The following is a 17635-nucleotide window of genomic DNA, read 5'->3' as shown; positions in this document are numbered from 1 at the left end:
TCCTTAAGCCAAATTTACAACAGAAGAACCAAAGCCTTCCGTCTCGGTTGTGTGCTGGAACCAGGCGAGCGTGCTATGCAGCTGCACCACTTCACCCACCACAATCAGGGCGGGCATAGGGGCGTCTTTCGCCAGGGTTGCAAGGTTGTGTAATGTGCCGATGGCGACATGCTGATCGGCGCGCGTGCCGCGAGAGATCACGGCAACGGGCGTTGCTGCATCGCGACCGTGTTGAATCAGTTGTTCGCTAATGTCCGCCGCTTTCATGGTGCCCATGTAGATAGCGAGGGTCTGACGACTTTGCGCCAGGTGCGACCAGTCGAAGGGGGTGCTGTCGGCTTTGTAGTGCCCGGTAACAAAGGTGACGCTTTGGGCGAAATCACGATGCGTAAGGGGAATACCGGCATAGGCCGTTACCGCCGAGGCGGCCGTGATGCCCGGCACCACCTGGAACGGGACGCCCGCTTCCGCCGCGGCCTGCAGCTCTTCACCGCCGCGACCAAAGATGAAGGGATCGCCCCCTTTCAGGCGCACCACGGTTTTACCCGCTTTGGCTGCCGCAATAAGCATCTGGTTGGTTTCATGTTGCGGAATAGAGTGCTCTCCCGCCCGTTTACCCACGCAGATCTGCTCGGCGTCGCGACGAATAAGCTCGCGCACGCCGTCGGTAACCAGGTGATCGTAAAACACCACGTCAGCCTGCTGAATCACCTGTAAACCGCGCAAGGTCAGCAACCCGGCATCTCCCGGCCCGGCGCCGACCAGAATAATTTCGCCATTTGCCCCCTGCCCGGAGGCGAGTGCGTTTTCCAGGTGTTGTTCCGCTTCGACCTGATTACCCGCCGCCATCAGACTGGCGAAGCGACCGCGGAAAGCGCGATCCCAGAAGCGACGGCGACCGTCGGTGGTGGTAATCACCGTTTTCAGACGCTCACGAAACTGACCCGCGACCGCGGCCATGCGGCCAAGGTTCGCTGGCAGCAGGGCCTCTATTTTTTCACGCAGCAGACGCGCCAGCACTGGTGCATTGCCACCGGAAGAGATGGCAACCAGCAGGGGCGAGCGGTCAACGATAGAGGGGAAAATAAACGAGCACAGCGGCTGGTCATCCACCACGTTCACCAGACGGTGACGGACATTCGCGGCATCAAAGACCTGGCGGTTCAGCTCGCGATCGTCCGTTGCGGCGATGACCAGTACCACGTGATCGAGCATGCTGGGCTCGAATTCGGCACCGGTAATGACCTGCACGCGCGCACCCGCCTTATGTAAAAAGGCAATTTTACGATCGGCGACCTCGCCCGTACCAACAACCAGTACGGGTCGATCTTTAATGGCAGCAAATAACGGCAGGTAGTCCACAGTGCTACAACTCACTAACAATCAGGAATAGTGGGACTATAGGGGGCGGCTAAGATCGAATGAAATTACGAATTGGAATGAGTAGTTACTCAATGGAATAACGCCCTGAAAAAGCTAATATCAAAAAGTGCTTAACGCGCGATTTTTCGGGTATTTAAGAGCAAATCAAATTGTGTAAGGCCGATCACAGTTTCATACTAGGCGCGTCAAATTTTTTGCTCTGTTTTTAAGGACTCCCCTATGTTTTCCGCAATGCGCCACCGTATCGCTGCCCTGGCGTTCGGCGTTTGCTGTATCTTCCCCGTTCAGGCAAAAACACACCCTTTTGGTGAAATGGCCGCCGAACAGGCACGACACATTGCCACCGTGTTTCCCGGACGCATGACCGGAACGCCCGCCGAAATGCTTACCGCCGATTATGTGTGTCAGCAGTTCGCCGGAATGGGGTATCAGAGTGATATCCGCACCTTCCACAGCCGCTATATCTATACCTCCCGCAATCGTACGCAAAACTGGCATAACGTCATCGGCAGCACGGTGATTGCAGCGCATGAGGGCGAAACGGCACAGCAGATTATTATTCTCGCCCATCTCGATACTTTCGCGCCGATGAGCGATAACGATGTGGATAACAACCTGGGCGGCTTAACGCTACAGGGGATTGATGACAACGCAGCCGGCGTCGGGGTGATGCTGGAGCTGGCAGAACGCCTGAAAGATATTCCGACCCAATATAGCGTGCGCTTTATTGCCACCAGCGGCGAAGAAGAAGGACGACTTGGGGCCGAAAATGTACTGAATCGCATGAGCGAGAAAGAGAAAAAAAATACGCTGCTGGTGATCAATCTCGATAACTTAATCGTGGGCGATAAACTCTATTTTAATAGCGGCAAAACCACCCCGGCCCCGGTGCGTAAGATCACCCGGGACCGCGCGCTGACGTTAGCCCGTGCGCACGGCATTTTCGCCACCACCAACCCCGGTGGTAATGCGGCCTACCCGAAAGGAACAGGTTGCTGCAACGATGGTGAGGTGTTTGATAAGGCCGGGATCCCGGTGCTGTATGTTGAAGCAACTAACTGGTCGTTGGGTAAAAAAGATGGCTACCAGCAGCGGGCGAAGTCGAAAGCGTTCCCGGATGGCACCAGCTGGCATGACGTGAGACTGGATAATCAGCAGTACATTGATAAAACCCTGCCGCAGCGCATAGAACACCGCAGTCGCGATGTGGTGCGCATTATGCTGCCGCTGGTGAAAGAGCTGGCGAAAGCGGGGAAAGCGTAGCGCGGGGTTTTCCCCTCACCCTAACCCTCTCCCACAGGGAGAGGGGATCTTACAAAGCACGCTTCCCCCCAGCCCTTCAGAGAGAGGGGGAAATCACTCAACCTTCGTGCAATCCGCATTCGCGCTTAAGCCCAAAGAAACGGGTCTCTTCTTCCGCCATGCCGGGCTCCCATTTACGCGTGGTATGGGTATCGCCCACCGACAGATAGCCCTGATCCCATAGCGGATGGTATTTCAGCCCATGCTGTTGCAGATACTGATACACGGTACGGTTGTCCCAGTCGATGATCGGCAGCACTTTGAACACGCCGCGCTGGACAGCCAGCACCGGCAGGCTGGCACGGCTGCCAGACTGATCCCGGCGCAGCCCGGCAAACCAGGTTTGCGCATTCAGCTCTTTCAGCGCCCGGTTCATCGGCTCGACTTTGTTGATCTCATTGTATTTCTCAATGCCCTCAACGCCCTGCTCCCACAGCTTGCCGTAACGCGCCTCCTGCCAGGCCGCGCTCTGCGCTGCGCGATACACTTTCAGGTTCAGCTTCAGCTTATCCGTTAACTCATCAATAAACTGATAGGTCTCCGGGAACAGATAGCCGGTATCGGTGAGGATCACCGGAATGTCCGGGCGGATCTGATTCACCAGATGCAAACTGACCGCCGCCTGGATACCAAAGCTCGATGAGAGCACAAACTCTCCCGGCAGATTTTCCAGCGCCCATGCTACACGCCCTTCGGCGTCCAGCTTCTCCAGTTGGGCATTGGTTTCTGCAAGCTGAAGAACACGTTCCACTTTGGGCAGTGCATTCAGGGCATTTAAATCGAGTACGGACATAATTACCTCTCGTGTTTACTCCCAGAAATCCCTTGCGGGATCGAGCACCGGGCGAATGATGCCCGCACGCACCGTAAAGTCGCCGAAGCCTTCACCCGCTTCGCGCTCTTTCGCCCAGCGCCCGACAAGCTGGTCAATGGAATCGAGAATTTCCGGCTCCGTGATGTTTTCGCGATACATTCGCGGAATACGTGTCCCCATCCGGTTACCGCCCAGATGCACGTTGTAACGGCCCGGCGCTTTACCCACCAGCCCCAGCTCGGCCAGCATCGCGCGGCCACAGCCGTTCGGGCAGCCGGTCACGCGCATCACGATATGCTCGTCCGGGATACCGTATTTTTGCAGGATCGCTTCCACTTTGTCGGTGAACGACGGCAGGAAGCGTTCGGCTTCAGCCATCGCCAGCGGACAGGTTGGGAACGAGACGCAGGCCATTGAATTTTCACGCTGCGGTTTTACCGCATCCATCAGCCCGTGGCTGCGCGCCAGCTCTTCGATCTTCGCTTTCTGATTTTCTGGCACGCCAGCAATGATCAGATTCTGATTAGCGGTGATCCTGAATTCGCCCTGATGGATCTTAGCAATTTCCAGCAGGCCGGTTTTCAGCGGACGCCCCGGATAATCAAGAATACGACCGTTTTCGATGAACAGCGTCAGGTGCCAGTTATTATCGATACCTTTCACCCAGCCGATACGATCGCCGCGCCCGGTAAATTCGTAAGGACGGATCGGTTCGAACTTAATGCCTGCGCGACGCTCCACTTCCGCTTTGAACGTCTCAACGCCCACGCGCTCCAGCGTGTATTTGGTTTTCGCGTTTTTACGATCGGTACGGTTACCCCAGTCGCGCTGGGTGGTAACGACCGCTTCCGCCACCGCCAGTGTGTGCTCCAGCGGCAGATAACCAAACTCACTCGCAGTACGTGCATAGGTATTCTTGTTGCCGTGCTCGATTGAAAGCCCCCCGCCCACCAGCAGGTTAAAGCCCACCAGCTTGCCGTTTTCCGCAATGGCGACAAAGTTCATGTCGTTAGCGTGCAGATCGATATCGTTCTGCGGTGGGATCACCACGGTCGTTTTGAACTTACGCGGCAGATAGGTCTGCCCGAGGATCGGCTCTTCGTCGGTGGTTGCCACTTTTTCCTGATCGAGCCAGATCTCCGCGTAGGCGCGAGTGCGCGGCAGCAGATGTTCAGAGATCTTTTTCGCCCACTCGTAGGCTTCTGCGTGCAGTTCGGACTCGTATGGGTTCGAGGTGCAAAGCACGTTACGGTTCATGTCGTTGGCGGTCGCCAGCGCGTCCAGCCCGACGGAGTGCAGCATCTGATGTACCGGCTTCACGTTCTTCTTCAGAATGCCGTGGAACTGGAAGGTCTGACGGTTGGTCAGACGGATGCTGCCATAAATCGTGTTTTCACCGGCAAACTTGTCGATCGCCTGCCACTGTTTCGTGGTGATGATCCCACCCGGCAGACGGCAGCGCAGCAGCATCGCATGACGCGGCTCCAGCTTCTGCTCGGCACGCTCGGCGCGAATATCACGGTCGTCCTGCTGATACATACCGTGGAAACGGATCAGCAGGAAGTTATCGCCTTTAAAACCGCCGGTCAGACCGTCATTCAAATCTTCGGCAATGGTGCCACGCAGGTAGTTGCTCTCTACCTTCATGCGCTCGGCATCAGACAGTTTGCCTTCGACCACCAGTGGGCCAGGATGTTTTTCGCTCATTAGTAGACATCTCGCTGATAACGGCGCTCTACGCGCAGCTCACTTAAAAATTCATCCGCCGCTTCGGCATCCATACCGCCGAATTCAGCAATCACTTCCAGCAGTGCCTGCTCAACGTCTTTCGCCATACGATTGGCATCGCCGCAGACATAAATATGGGCACCATCATTAATCCAGCGCCACAGCTCTGCGCCCTGTTCGCGCAGTTTGTCTTGTACGTATACTTTTTCTTTTTGGTCGCGAGACCAGGCCAGATCGATGCGCGACAGCACACCCTCTTTGACGTAGCGCTGCCACTCAACCTGATAAAGGAAATCTTCGGTAAAGTGTGGGTTGCCGAAGAAGAGCCAGTTTTTACCCGGCGCCTCGTCTGCCGCACGCTGCTGCATAAAGGCGCGGAATGGCGCAATACCGGTTCCCGGGCCGATCATAATCACCGGAGTTTCCGGGTTAGCCGGCAGGCGGAAGTTGTCGTTATGTTCGATGAACACCCGGACTTCGCCATCCTCTTCTACGCGATCAGCCAGGAAGCTGGAAGCGCCGCCCGCCCGGGCACGACCTTCGATGTCGTAACGCACTGCACCCACGGTAATGTGCACTTCGCTTTCCACTTCCGCCTGCGACGAGGCGATGGAGTAAAGTCTCGGCGTGAGGGGGCGCAGCAGGCCAACCAGCGCCTCAGCATCCAGCTGTGCCGGCGAGAAACGCACCATATCGACAATCGGCGTGGTGGCGGCGTAATGCTGCAACTGTGCCTTATCCCCTACTAACGGCAACAGCGTTTCGCTGCGCGTTAAGGTGGCATAGTTTTCTACGATATTGGCGGTGTTGACTGTCAACTCAAAATGCCACTGCAAGGCCTCGGCCAGCGGCAGAGTTTTGCCATCCACGGTAACGGGCTCATCGCCCTTCAACCACAGCAACTCAACCAGCTCTTTCACTAAGGCAGGGTCATTCTGATACCAGACGCCCAGCGCATCGCCTGGTTGGTAGCGCAGGCCGGAATCACCGAGATCGATTTCGATATGACGCACATCTTTTTCGGAGTCACGGCCGGTGATTTTTTGGTTAACGGAGAGCGCAGCCGTCAGCGGCGCCTCTTTAGTATAAGGGCTTGAGAAGACTTCATTTACCGCGCCGGACGCGGTAACGGCGGCCTGAGCCGGCGTCTCTTTTGGCACACGCGCTTTCAGCACATCCACAATGCGCTCGCGCCACTGGGCCGCTGCTGCCTGATACTCTACATCGGTATCAACGCGGTCCAGCAGACGCTCGCCGCCAAGCTCCGCCAGTTTGCTATCAAAATCTTTACCCGACTGGCAGAAGAATTCATAGGAAGAGTCCCCGAGACCAAAGACGGCAAACGCCGTGCCGTCGAGCTTCGGCGCTTTCTTAGAAAACAGGAATTTATGCAGCGCTACCGCCTCTTCTGGCGGCTCACCTTCGCCCTGCGTTGAGGTCACCACCAACAGCAATTTTTCTGACGCGATTTGCTTAAATTTGTAATCTCCGGCGTTGACCAGATTCACGTTCAGTTTGGCGGCCAGCAGGTCATCGCGAAGTTGCTCTGCCACACGACGAGCATTGCCGGTCTGGGACGCGGAGATCAGCGTAATCGACGGAACCTCGACCGCTGCCGCAGGTGCAGCGACCGCAGCGCCAGGCTGCTGGTTAAGGACACCCCAGAAATAGCCAGAAACCCAGGCAAGCTGGTGAGGAGAGAGATCGGTGGTGGCTGCCTGGAGGCGCGCCAGTTGCTCCGGATTTAGCGGTAGCAAATTTGAAGGTGGGGCCTGTGTTGTCATGCGTCGTTATGTTCCAGTAGCAAAGCGGACTTTAAGCGAATAAATCCAAACTGAAGATAAGGTTAACGGCGGCGATAATAACAATTAAAGAAGGGATGGAAATATTAAATAACCAAATGGACTAACCTGTTTTAGTTATCGTTCTTAACAATAAAAACGATTATTTAACCTAATGAAATTTATAGATAAAAAAGCAATTTACCCCATAACCTAACCCCACCGGCAAGTTTGGCCGTTTTAGCTAATGATAAAAAAAGTCCTTTCCGGTACTATGCGGCGGTTTTTTCCGCATTTGAGAGTCCACGATGTCCACCACACTGTTTAAAGATTTCATCTTCGAAGCCGCTCACCGCCTGCCTCACGTACCGGAAGGACACAAATGTGGCCGCCTGCACGGGCACTCCTTTATGGTGCGCCTTGAAATTACGGGTGAGGTCGATCCGCATACGGGCTGGATTATGGATTTTTCCGAGCTGAAAGCGGCCTTCAAACCCACTTATGATCGCCTCGATCACTATTATCTGAACGACATTCCGGGTCTGGAAAACCCCACCAGCGAAGTGCTGGCGAAATGGATTTGGGATGTGATGAAACCGCAGGTGCCACTGCTGAGCGCGGTGATGATCAAAGAGACCTGCACCGCCGGGTGTGTCTATCGCGGCGAGTAAAAAAAAGCCCGGTTAAACCGGGCTTTTTTTTTAAGCGATGTTCAGGTACTTGTGCGTCTGCATCGACAACCGCCAGTTGCGGGCGATGCAGGTTTCGATGCACAGGCGCGTGGCATCCTCTTTCTGACTGATGGGTTGCAGCGCAATCACGCGCTGTTTTTCATCCGTCAGCGTTGTCAGCAGCTCATCCAGCGCTTCGATATCCCGCACGCGGCCAACCGGATGCTTGATTTCATCAGCACGCTCCAGCGCCTGGGATAAGATATCGTAGCCGCCGCGCATGTTTACCTTAGGTGAGACCGTCACCCAGGTGGTGTGAGAGCAGCGGACTTCGTGGGTACCGCTGGTCTCAATCTGGCAGCTATAACCATTTTTTTCCAGCAACTGGGTGAGCGGCATCAGATCGTGAATGCAGGGCTCGCCCCCGGTGATCACCACGTGACGCGCCGTCCAGCCCTGGCGGCTAATAATCGCCAGCAGATCTTCCGAACTGGCCGCGCCCCACTTATCGCTCTCTTTGGTTTTGGCCAGGATGCTAAACAGCGACACTTCTCGATCCGCGAGCTTATCCCAGGTATGTTTGGTGTCGCACCAGGCACAGCCTACCGGGCATCCCTGCAAACGAATAAAAATAGCGGGAACGCCGGTAAAGTAACCCTCGCCTTGCAGGGTCTGGAACATCTCGTTAATCGGGTACTGCATAGTTATCTCTGGTCTGATTTGCGGGGGGGCATTATTGCAGATCGCACATAATCAGGCAAAACAACCCCGGCCACGATTTTATTCCTGTCAGTTTAAGGATAGCCAGGCTAACAGCCTTAAGGTAGAAAGCCGTTTTCAGAAGGCAATGTTAAAAACATTAAAACTTACGCTACGCTTTAAAGATATCGCCCATCCGGCACGCGTCGACGTTAACCCCTTGACTGAATAGCCATCACAATACTGGACAAGCAGAATGAGCCATTTTGCGGTAATAACGCTACCGTTATACAGCCATATGCACGCTATGGAAGCACTGGCAAAACACCTTATCATGCGCGGCCATCGGGTCACTTTTTTTCAGCAGGAAGAGGCTCGCACCTTGCTCAGGGAACCGCAGGCGCACTTTGTCGCTGTGGGTAACCCGACGCAATCTGCGATGCACGAGCCGGGTTTTTTTCGCCTGATATCAGATATGGCAAGCGTTACCGATATGCTGTGCCGTGAACTGCCCCTCGCCTTCCGACAGCACAATATTGACGCCGTGATTGTCGATCAGATGGAGCCGGCTGGAGGGTTGGTTGCACAAGCTCTCAACCTGCCTTTTATCTCCATCTGCTGCGCCCTGCCGGTAAACCGGGATAACAACATCCCCCTGCCAGTGATGCCTTTTCGCTATGGCACCAGCGATCGCTGCCGGAAATTATACGCCTCCAGCGCGGATGTTTATGACTGGCTGATGTCGAGACAAGGCCGGGTAATTGCCCGTCATGCCCGGGCGTTTGGTCTGCCTTCGCGCAGCAGACCAGATCAATGCCTGTCGCCGTTGGCGCAAATCAGCCAGACCATTCCAGGCTTTGATTTTCCACGCACCTTGCCCGCCTGCTTCCATGCGGTAGGCCCGCTACGCTACGATCCGCTAACGGTTTCATCCGGCAAAAAGAAGCCGTTTGTTTTTGCGTCATTAGGCACGATCCAGGGCTACCGCTTTGGACTGTTCCGCACGATTGCCCGCGCCTGCCGACAGGCTGGTGTGCCCTTGCTTATTGCCCACTGCGACAGACTAAATGCAAGTCAAACCGCCCGACTGGCGCGTACGGGGACGCAAATTGTAGGATTTACCGATCAACTGGCGGTATTACGTGATGCCAGCGCCGTCATCACCCATGCAGGACTGAATACGGTTATGGATGCCATCGCCACCGCCACGCCTATCCTCGCCGTGCCGCTGGCATTTGATCAGCCAGGCGTCGCCGCCCGCGTGGTCTTCAGCGGCATTGGTCTTAAGGCCTGCCGTTTTTCGCCGAGCCGCACGCTCAGCCAGCATCTTCTCGACCTGCTGGAAAATAAGCAGTACACGCAGCGCATCACCGCCCTCCAGACTCAGCTGATAAACGCCGGAGGGGCAGCACGGGCTGCAGAAATTATTGAACAGGCGGTATGTACACGTCATAGCGTACCGACGGTGTGATGATAAAAAAAAACCCGCCGAAGCGGGTTTTTTCTAAAGATTAAGGTTCAGGATTACTGACCTTTGATCTCTTTACGGCCGTTGTATGGTGCTTTTTCGCCCAGCGCTTCTTCGATACGAATCAGCTGGTTGTATTTAGCAACACGGTCAGAACGGCTCATAGAACCGGTTTTGATCTGGCCTGCAGCGGTACCCACTGCCAGGTCAGCAATGGTCGCATCTTCAGTTTCGCCAGAGCGGTGAGAGATAACCGCAGTGTAGCCAGCGTCTTTCGCCATTTTGATCGCAGCCAGAGTTTCGGTCAGAGAACCGATCTGGTTGAATTTGATCAGGATGGAGTTAACGATGCCTTTCTCGATACCTTCTTTCAGGATCTTGGTGTTGGTTACGAACAGATCGTCACCAACCAACTGGATTTTGTCGCCCAGTACTTTGGTCTGGTATGCGAAACCATCCCAGTCAGACTCGTCCAGACCGTCTTCGATAGAGACGATTGGGTACTGTTTGGTCAGGTCTTCCAGGAAGTGAGTAAACTCTTCGGAGGTGAAGGCTTTGTTGCCTTCGCCAGCCAGAACATATTTACCGTCTTTGTAGAATTCAGATGCTGCACAGTCCATCGCCAGGGTGATATCGGTGCCCAGCTCGTAGCCCGCTGCTTTAACCGCTTCTGCGATTACAGCCAGTGCTTCGGCGTTGGAGCCCAGGTTAGGTGCATAACCACCTTCGTCACCAACTGCAGTGTTCATACCTTTAGCTTTCAGAACTTTAGCCAGGTTGTGGAACACTTCAGAACCCATACGTACCGCTTCTTTCAGGGTTTTCGCGCCAACTGGCTGAATCATGAATTCCTGAATATCAACGTTGTTGTCTGCGTGCTCACCACCGTTGATGATGTTCATCATTGGTACAGGCATGGAGTATTTGCCTGGGGTGCCGTTCAGTTCAGCAATGTGCTCGAACAGTGGCTGACCTTTGGACGCAGCGGCAGCTTTGGCGTTTGCCAGAGACACGGCCAGGATTGCGTTCGCACCGAAGTTAGATTTGTTTTCAGTACCGTCCAGATCGATCATGATCTTGTCGATGCCAGCCTGGTCTTTCGCGTCTTTGCCCAGGATAGCCTGTGCAATTGGGCCGTTAACCGCGCCAACCGCTTTGGTTACGCCTTTGCCCAGGAAACGGGATTTGTCGCCATCGCGCAGTTCCAGCGCTTCGCGGGAACCAGTAGAAGCACCTGACGGCGCAGCTGCCATACCGACGAAACCACCTTCCAGGTGTACTTCGGCTTCAACAGTCGGGTTACCACGGGAGTCGATGATTTCACGACCGATGACTTTAACGATTTTGGACATTAGATTTTCCTCAGTACAAGTTAAACTAAAACTCCAGACAAACAACGCGTACCAAAGGTACGCGTTGCCGTTCTAACTTTTTTTACTTCGCCTGACGCTTCTGGTAATCGCTGGCGGCTTTCACGAAGCCGGCAAACAGCGGATGTCCATCGCGCGGGGTTGAAGTAAATTCCGGGTGGAACTGACAGGCAACAAACCATGGATGGTTCGGCACTTCGATGATCTCGACTAACTGATCATCCCCGGAGCGGCCCGCAACACGCAGGCCCGCGGCTTCAATCTGTTTCAACAACATGTTGTTGACTTCATAGCGGTGACGATGGCGCTCGGTGATGGTCGGCTCGCCGTACAGCTTGCGAACCACGCTATCATCGGTCAACTGGCAGGCCTGTGCGCCAAGACGCATAGTGCCACCCAGATCGCTCTTCTCGGTACGGACTTCGACGTTACCTTCTTCGTCGCGCCATTCGGTGATAAGCGCCACAACAGGGTACTTACAGTCTGGCACAAATTCCGTAGAGTTCGCGTTTTCCATCCCCGCTACGTTGCGCGCAAATTCGATCAGCGCAACCTGCATACCCAGGCAGATGCCGAGGTAAGGAATATTGTTTTCACGCGCATAGCGTGCGGTGGCGATCTTGCCTTCAACACCACGGTAGCCGAAGCCGCCTGGGATCAAAATCGCATCCAGATCTTTCAGAATTTCAACGCCGCGTGTTTCAACATCCTGCGAATCAATCAGCTTGATGTTTACAGAGACGCGGTTCTTCAGACCACCGTGTTTCAGCGCTTCGATAACGGACTTATAGGCATCTGGCAGTTCGATGTACTTGCCAACCATACCGATAGTCACTTCGCCTGCCGGGTTCGCTTCTTCATAGATAACCTGTTCCCATTCAGACAGGTTAGCTTCCGGACAGTTCAAGCTGAATCGTTTACAAATATAATCGTCCAGCCCCTGAGATTTCAACAGGCCTGGAATTTTATAAATGGAATCGACATCTTTCATTGAAATAACGGCTTTTTCTGGCACGTTACAGAACAATGCAATTTTCGCACGTTCGTTCGCTGGCACCGCACGATCGGAGCGGCAAACGAGGATGTCTGGCTGAATACCGATAGAGAGCAGCTCTTTAACAGAGTGCTGGGTCGGCTTGGTTTTCACTTCACCGGCAGCCGCCATGTACGGCACCAGCGTCAGGTGCATGAACAGCGCGTGTTCACGACCGATATCCACCGCCAGTTGACGAATTGCTTCCAGGAATGGCAGGGACTCGATATCCCCTACGGTACCGCCGATTTCCACCAGCACCACGTCGTGGCCTTCGCCACCAGCGATAATGCGCTCTTTAATGGCATTGGTGATGTGCGGGATAACCTGAACGGTCGCGCCCAGATAGTCGCCACGGCGCTCTTTACGCAGAACGTCAGAATAGATACGGCCAGTGGTGAAGTTGTTGCGGCGGCTCATTTTGGTGCGAATGAAGCGCTCATAGTGACCCAGGTCCAGATCGGTTTCGGCGCCGTCTTCAGTAACGAACACTTCCCCGTGTTGGATCGGGCTCATGGTGCCAGGATCGACGTTGATGTACGGATCCAGTTTCATCATGGTCACATTGAGGCCACGGGCTTCAAGAATGGCTGCGAGGGAGGCTGCGGCAATGCCTTTACCCAGAGAGGATACGACCCCGCCGGTCACAAAAATATAGTTCGTTGTCATGCTGAACCTGAGAAGTTAGGGTGAAACGATGGAATAACCAGGACGGGAAAGTAGTATACCCGAACACGGCGAGCGCCACAAACTTTCATTCTCCGTCTCCTTCCCAGGCCATGACAAACATAAGGAGTGAGAAAATAGCCCCTTTTGGGTAAATGTTTTTGACGCAAATCAAGCGCTTGTCATTTAAAAAATCACACAAATTGCGCTTGATCGCAAAAAGCCGTTAGAGATCAGATTCCTGGCGTTTTACTTCCTGCCAGACTTCTTCCATTGCATTGAGGTCAACCCCGGTCATTTCCAGGCCGCGCGCCGCAATAATGCGTTCCACTTCGCGGAAACGACGCTCAAACTTCAGGTTCGCTTTTTGCAGTGCCGTCTCGGCCTTTACCCCTAAATGGCGCGATAAATTCACCGTGGCGAAGAGCAGATCGCCAACTTCCTCTTCCAGCTTCGCCTGGTCTACGACCGCCTGGTTAGCTTCGTGCATAACTTCATCGATCTCTTCATGCACTTTGTCGAGCACCGGGCCAAGCGTGGTCCAGTCAAACCCTACCGTGGAGCAACGCTTCTGGATTTTATGGGCGCGCATCAGCGCGGGCAGGCTTAAGGGAATGTCATCAAGTGCAGAATGCTGTGATTTTTCAGCGCGTTCCGCACTTTTGATCTGTTCCCAGCGGGCAAGGACCTCGCTGCTGTTTTCGGCCGTCGCGTCGCCAAAAATATGCGGATGGCGGCGTTCGAGCTTGTCGCTGATGGCCGCACAGATGTCGTTAAAATCAAAACGCCCCTCTTCCTGCGCCATCTGGGCGTAAAAGACCACCTGAAACAGCAGGTCGCCCAGCTCACCGCGCAGATCGTCGAAATCTTCGCGGGAGATAGCATCCAGCACTTCGTAAGTCTCTTCCAGGGTATAAGGCGCGATGGTGGCAAAGGTCTGCTCTTTGTCCCACGGGCAGCCATTTTCCGGGTCGCGCAGGCGCTGCATGATGCCAAGCAGGCGGTCGATTTGAGTCATAATTCTGTCCTGATAAAAAAAGAGCCGGGTGAGCGAGCGCGCCCTACCCGGCTTACAAAAAAGAAGGGTTAGCCGCCGTGCAGACGACGCGCGTCAATCACATCCGGCACCTGGTTCAGCTTACCGAGCACGCGGCCCAGCACCTGCAGGTTATAAATTTCGATCGTCATATCTATGGTGGCCAGCTGCTGACGCGTATCGCTGCGGCTGGCAACCCCGAGAACGTTGACCTTTTCATTCGCCAGAATGGTAGTGATATCGCGCAGCAGACCGCTGCGGTCATTGGCGGAGACCCGCACCACCAGCGAATAACCCGCAGAGTAGCTTTCACCCCAGACGGCATCGACGATGCGTTCCGGCGCATGGGATTGCAGCTCTGCCAGTTGATCGCAGTCCGCGCGATGAATGGAGATCCCGCGCCCCTGGGTGATAAAGCCCACAATTTCGTCGCCGGGAATAGGCTGGCAGCAGCGGGCAATGTGGTGCATCAGATTCCCCACGCCCTCAACCACCACCCGGCCATTATCCTTGCTATGGTGCTGCGGCGGCACGTAGGTTTTCTGCTGCAGTTGTTTCAGTGCTGCCGCATCCTGCTCTTCCGCGCTCGGCTTATTAAACTGTGCCTGCAGGAAGTTGACCATCTGGTTAAGACGGATGTCGCCCCCACCGATGGCGGCCAGCAGCTCATCCAGCTCGTTGAAGTTGTAGCGTGGCAGGAGGTGTTTTTCCGCCTCTTTCAGGTGAATACCTAAATGCTCCAGCTCATCGTCCAGAATCTGGCGGCCGGCGAGGATGTTTTTGTCACGATCCTGTTTACGGAACCAGGCGTGGATTTTCGACCGTCCCCGGCTGGTGGTGACATAGCCCAGGTTCGGGTTGAGCCAGTCACGGCTGGGGTTCGGCTGTTTCTGGGTGATGATTTCAATCTGATCGCCCATCTGCAGCTGATAGGTAAACGGCACGATACGGCCACCAATTTTGGCGCCGATGCAGCGATGGCCTACATCGCTGTGAATATGGTAGGCAAAATCGAGCGGGGTCGATCCTGCGGGCAGATCCACCACGTCGCCCTTCGGCGTAAAGACATAGACCCGGTCATCAAAGACCTGACTACGCACCTCATCCAGCATTTCGCCGGAGTCGGCCATCTCCTCCTGCCACGCAATCAGCTTACGCAGCCAGGCGATGCGATCTTCATGGCCGGAACGCGCCCCGCCTGAGGTGCCCTCTTTATATTTCCAGTGCGCGGCGACGCCCAATTCGGACTCTTCGTGCATCTGTTTGGTGCGGATCTGGATCTCCACCGGTTTGCCGCCCGGCCCCAGCACCACGGTGTGGATCGACTGGTAGCCGTTCGGTTTCGGGTTCGCGACGTAGTCGTCGAACTCATCCGGCATGTGGCGGTAATGGGTGTGAACAATCCCCAGCGCGGCATAACAGTCCTGCAGGCGCTCGGCCACGATCCGCACGGCGCGCACATCAAACAGCTCATCAAAGGCGAGATGCTTTTTCTGCATTTTGCGCCAGATGCTGTAGATATGCTTCGGCCGGCCATAGACTTCGGCCTTCACGCCCTCTTCTTTCATCGACTTACGTAAGCCGCCGACAAACTCCTCGATGTAGTGTTCGCGGTCGATACGGCGTTCGTGCAACAGCTTAGCGATACGTTTGTATTCCGCCGGATGCAGGTAGCGGAAGCAGTAATCCTCCAGCTCCCATTTCAGCTGGCCGATCCCCAGACGGTTCGCCAGCGGGGCATAGATATTGGTGCACTCTTTCGCCGCCAGCACGCGTTCGTCTTCCGGCGCATCTTTGACTTCGCGCAGATGGGCCACGCGTTCGGCGAGCTTAATGACTACGCAGCGGAAGTCATCTACCATGGCCAGCAGCATACGGCGAACGTTATCGACCTGTTCGGAAGAGACGGAGTCGGTATGGGTTGCTTTAAGCTGGCGGATAGCCGCCATGTCACGTACGCCGTGTATCAGCGAGACGATCGACTTCCCGACACTTTCGCGCAGCACCTCTTCGGAGACCACCTCGGCGTCGGCCAGCGGGAAGAGCATGGCGGCGAGCAAAGTGTCAATATCCATGCTCAGCATGGAGAGGATCTCCACCATCTCTACGCCGCGCCACAGCAGCAGCTCGGCATCGGGATGCCCTTGGGTGGTGCGCAGACAATAGGCCCAGGTTTCGGTTAAGCGTTCACACGACTGCTGGCTGGAAATCCCCAGACTTGCGATCCATTTTTGTGGGTCAAACTCACCAGCTTTATTGAGATGTGCACTTCTTACCGCAACCATTGTCCTCTCCTTTTGGGACCGTGCCTGTCGAATTCGACAAGCCGAAACTAATCGATGTGCTCAAACAACGCCATGGATTCCAGGTGTCCAGTGTGCGGGAACATATCCAGCATTGCCAGACGCGTAATTTGGTAACCCGCACGCAATAATGCCTCACTATCCCGGGCAAGCGTCGCCGGATTGCAGGAGACATAAACCACGCGCGTTGGCGCGAGTTTAATAATATGCTGCATCACGCCAGGCGCGCCAGCGCGTGCCGGGTCGAGCAGGATTTTATCGAAACCGTGCTTCGCCCAGGGCTGCTGCGTAACATCTTCTTCCAGGTTCTCATGAAAGAATGTCACGTTGTTCAGCTCATTGTGACGGGCATTGTCACGCCCTTTTTCCACCAGCGCTGCCACCCCTTCGACCCCCACCACGCTCTGTGCCCGCGTAGCCAGCGGCAAGGTGAAGTTACCCATTCCACAAAACAGATCCAGCACCCGGTCGTCACGCTGAACGTCAAGCCAGGCCATTGCGGTCTCCACCATTTGCTGGTTAACCCCGTCGTTGACCTGAATAAAATCGCGTGGGCTGAACGTTAAGCGTAGCCCGTCTGAATCATACCAGGGGCTTTCACCGCTAAGCTGCTCAAGTATCTCGCTTTGCGGAGCGAGATAAAGCGCAAGCTGATGGGAATGCGAAAAGCGTTCCAGTTTTTCGCGATCTTTCGCACTGAGCGGAGCGGTATGGCGCAAGACCATCATTGGCCCGTTGTTCGCCTGCACCAGCTCAACGTGGCCGAGATGACGCACACCCTCCAGTCCGGAGAGACATTCGCGCACCGCGGGGAGCAATGCCTCAAGTTGGGGCGCAAGAACGGGGCACTGTTTGACGTCAACAATATCGCTGGAGTTGGCTTTACGAAAACCCATTTCCAGGCGTTCTGTTTTCGGCTGATAGTTAAGGCTCAGCCGCGCACGACGCCGATAGCCCCAGGGCTTGTCGGCGATAATCTCGTTGACCTCATTTTTCAATAAACGCGCCAGCGCGCTGCTTTTGCTTTTCTCTTGCAGGGCAATGCTGGCATGCTGTTGCTGGCAACCGCCACAGACGCCAAAGTGCGGACAATGCGGGATTTCGCGTTCGGGGCTATCATTCAGGCGGCGTTTTACCTGGCCGCGGGCATACTGACGTTTCTCTTCCGTCAGGGTGATTTCCGCCCGTTCACCCGGTAATAAACCCGGAATAAATAACGCCTTACCGTTATGGCGCGCCACACCCTGACCGAAGGGATCAAGGTCGGTGACATCAACAGTTATGATCTGACGCGTCGTCACGCGTCGCTTTGCAGAGTAGAATTGCGCCATTGTCGGGATTTATCTCGTATGAACTTATTGACTCTAATTGTCCCATAACG

At 55.1% G+C, this 17635-nt stretch carries 13 protein-coding genes; 3 read left to right on the top strand and 10 right to left on the bottom strand.

Features of this window, described 5'->3' with window-relative positions:
- Window positions 1-3: 3 nt before the first annotated feature.
- Complete coding sequence (cysG, locus tag B3B59_RS04065) at window positions 4-1362, bottom strand: siroheme synthase CysG (protein WP_286808225.1); 1359 nt, start codon at window positions 1360-1362, stop codon at window positions 4-6.
- A 240-nt stretch (window positions 1363-1602) separates the two neighbouring features.
- Here cysG and B3B59_RS04060 point away from each other — a divergent pair, with 240 nt between their 5' ends.
- Window positions 1603-2646, top strand: coding sequence for an aminopeptidase (locus B3B59_RS04060; RefSeq protein WP_286808140.1), 1044 nt, complete (start codon window positions 1603-1605; stop codon window positions 2644-2646).
- 97 nt (window positions 2647-2743) lie between these two features.
- On the opposite strand, the gene cysH is transcribed toward B3B59_RS04060, so the two are convergent.
- From cysH to cysJ, 3 genes are read right to left on the bottom strand one after another with little or no spacing between them, the layout of a single operon-like run.
- Window positions 2744-3478, bottom strand: coding sequence for a phosphoadenosine phosphosulfate reductase (gene cysH / locus B3B59_RS04055; RefSeq protein ID WP_040074250.1), 735 nt, complete (start codon window positions 3476-3478; stop codon window positions 2744-2746).
- Between the two features lie 15 nt (window positions 3479-3493).
- Window positions 3494-5206 (bottom strand): assimilatory sulfite reductase (NADPH) hemoprotein subunit, encoded by a 1713-nt coding sequence (gene cysI / locus B3B59_RS04050; protein ID WP_040074249.1) that lies wholly within the window; start codon window positions 5204-5206, stop codon window positions 3494-3496.
- Window positions 5206-7011, bottom strand: a complete 1806-nt coding sequence (cysJ, locus tag B3B59_RS04045; protein ID WP_286808139.1) for an NADPH-dependent assimilatory sulfite reductase flavoprotein subunit — start codon at window positions 7009-7011, stop codon at window positions 5206-5208. The genes cysI and cysJ overlap by 1 nt, the downstream gene beginning before the upstream one ends.
- Window positions 7012-7316: 305 nt before the next feature.
- Here cysJ and queD point away from each other — a divergent pair, with 305 nt between their 5' ends.
- Window positions 7317-7679, top strand: coding sequence for a 6-carboxytetrahydropterin synthase QueD (gene queD / locus B3B59_RS04040; protein ID WP_040074247.1), 363 nt, complete (start codon window positions 7317-7319; stop codon window positions 7677-7679).
- 30 nt (window positions 7680-7709) lie between these two features.
- Here queD and queE read toward each other — a convergent pair whose 3' ends face one another.
- Complete coding sequence (gene queE, locus B3B59_RS04035) at window positions 7710-8381, bottom strand: 7-carboxy-7-deazaguanine synthase QueE (protein ID WP_207292323.1); 672 nt, start codon at window positions 8379-8381, stop codon at window positions 7710-7712.
- Window positions 8382-8634: 253 nt separating this feature from the next.
- Here queE and B3B59_RS04030 point away from each other — a divergent pair, with 253 nt between their 5' ends.
- Complete coding sequence (locus B3B59_RS04030; RefSeq protein WP_286808136.1) at window positions 8635-9849, top strand: glycosyltransferase; 1215 nt, start codon at window positions 8635-8637, stop codon at window positions 9847-9849.
- A gap of 53 nt (window positions 9850-9902) precedes the next feature.
- On the opposite strand, the gene eno is transcribed toward B3B59_RS04030, so the two are convergent.
- From eno to rlmD, 5 genes are all read right to left on the bottom strand, one after another.
- Window positions 9903-11198, bottom strand: a complete 1296-nt coding sequence (gene eno / locus B3B59_RS04025) for a phosphopyruvate hydratase (protein ID WP_032613680.1) — start codon at window positions 11196-11198, stop codon at window positions 9903-9905.
- An 82-nt stretch (window positions 11199-11280) separates the two neighbouring features.
- Window positions 11281-12918 carry a glutamine hydrolyzing CTP synthase gene (gene pyrG / locus B3B59_RS04020; protein ID WP_040074244.1) on the bottom strand — a complete coding sequence of 546 codons (1638 nt, stop codon included), beginning with the start codon at window positions 12916-12918 and terminating at the stop codon, window positions 11281-11283.
- A 223-nt stretch (window positions 12919-13141) separates the two neighbouring features.
- The gene (mazG, locus tag B3B59_RS04015; protein WP_040074243.1) at window positions 13142-13933 is read right to left on the bottom strand and encodes a nucleoside triphosphate pyrophosphohydrolase; all 792 of its coding nucleotides are present in this window, start codon (window positions 13931-13933) and stop codon (window positions 13142-13144) included.
- A 68-nt stretch (window positions 13934-14001) separates the two neighbouring features.
- The gene (gene relA / locus B3B59_RS04010) at window positions 14002-16236 is read right to left on the bottom strand and encodes a GTP diphosphokinase (protein ID WP_046886160.1); all 2235 of its coding nucleotides are present in this window, start codon (window positions 16234-16236) and stop codon (window positions 14002-14004) included.
- 47 nt (window positions 16237-16283) lie between these two features.
- Window positions 16284-17585 (bottom strand): 23S rRNA (uracil(1939)-C(5))-methyltransferase RlmD, encoded by a 1302-nt coding sequence (gene rlmD, locus B3B59_RS04005; RefSeq protein ID WP_286808135.1) that lies wholly within the window; start codon window positions 17583-17585, stop codon window positions 16284-16286.
- Window positions 17586-17635 lie beyond the last annotated feature (50 nt).

Origin of the sequence: Leclercia sp. UBA2479 (assembly GCF_002341985.1) — a bacterium.
Taxonomy (GTDB): domain Bacteria; phylum Pseudomonadota; class Gammaproteobacteria; order Enterobacterales; family Enterobacteriaceae; genus Enterobacter; species Enterobacter pneumoniae.
Note: the sequence above shows the minus strand (reverse complement) of the source record. Positions and strands in the feature narration are given on the sequence as shown.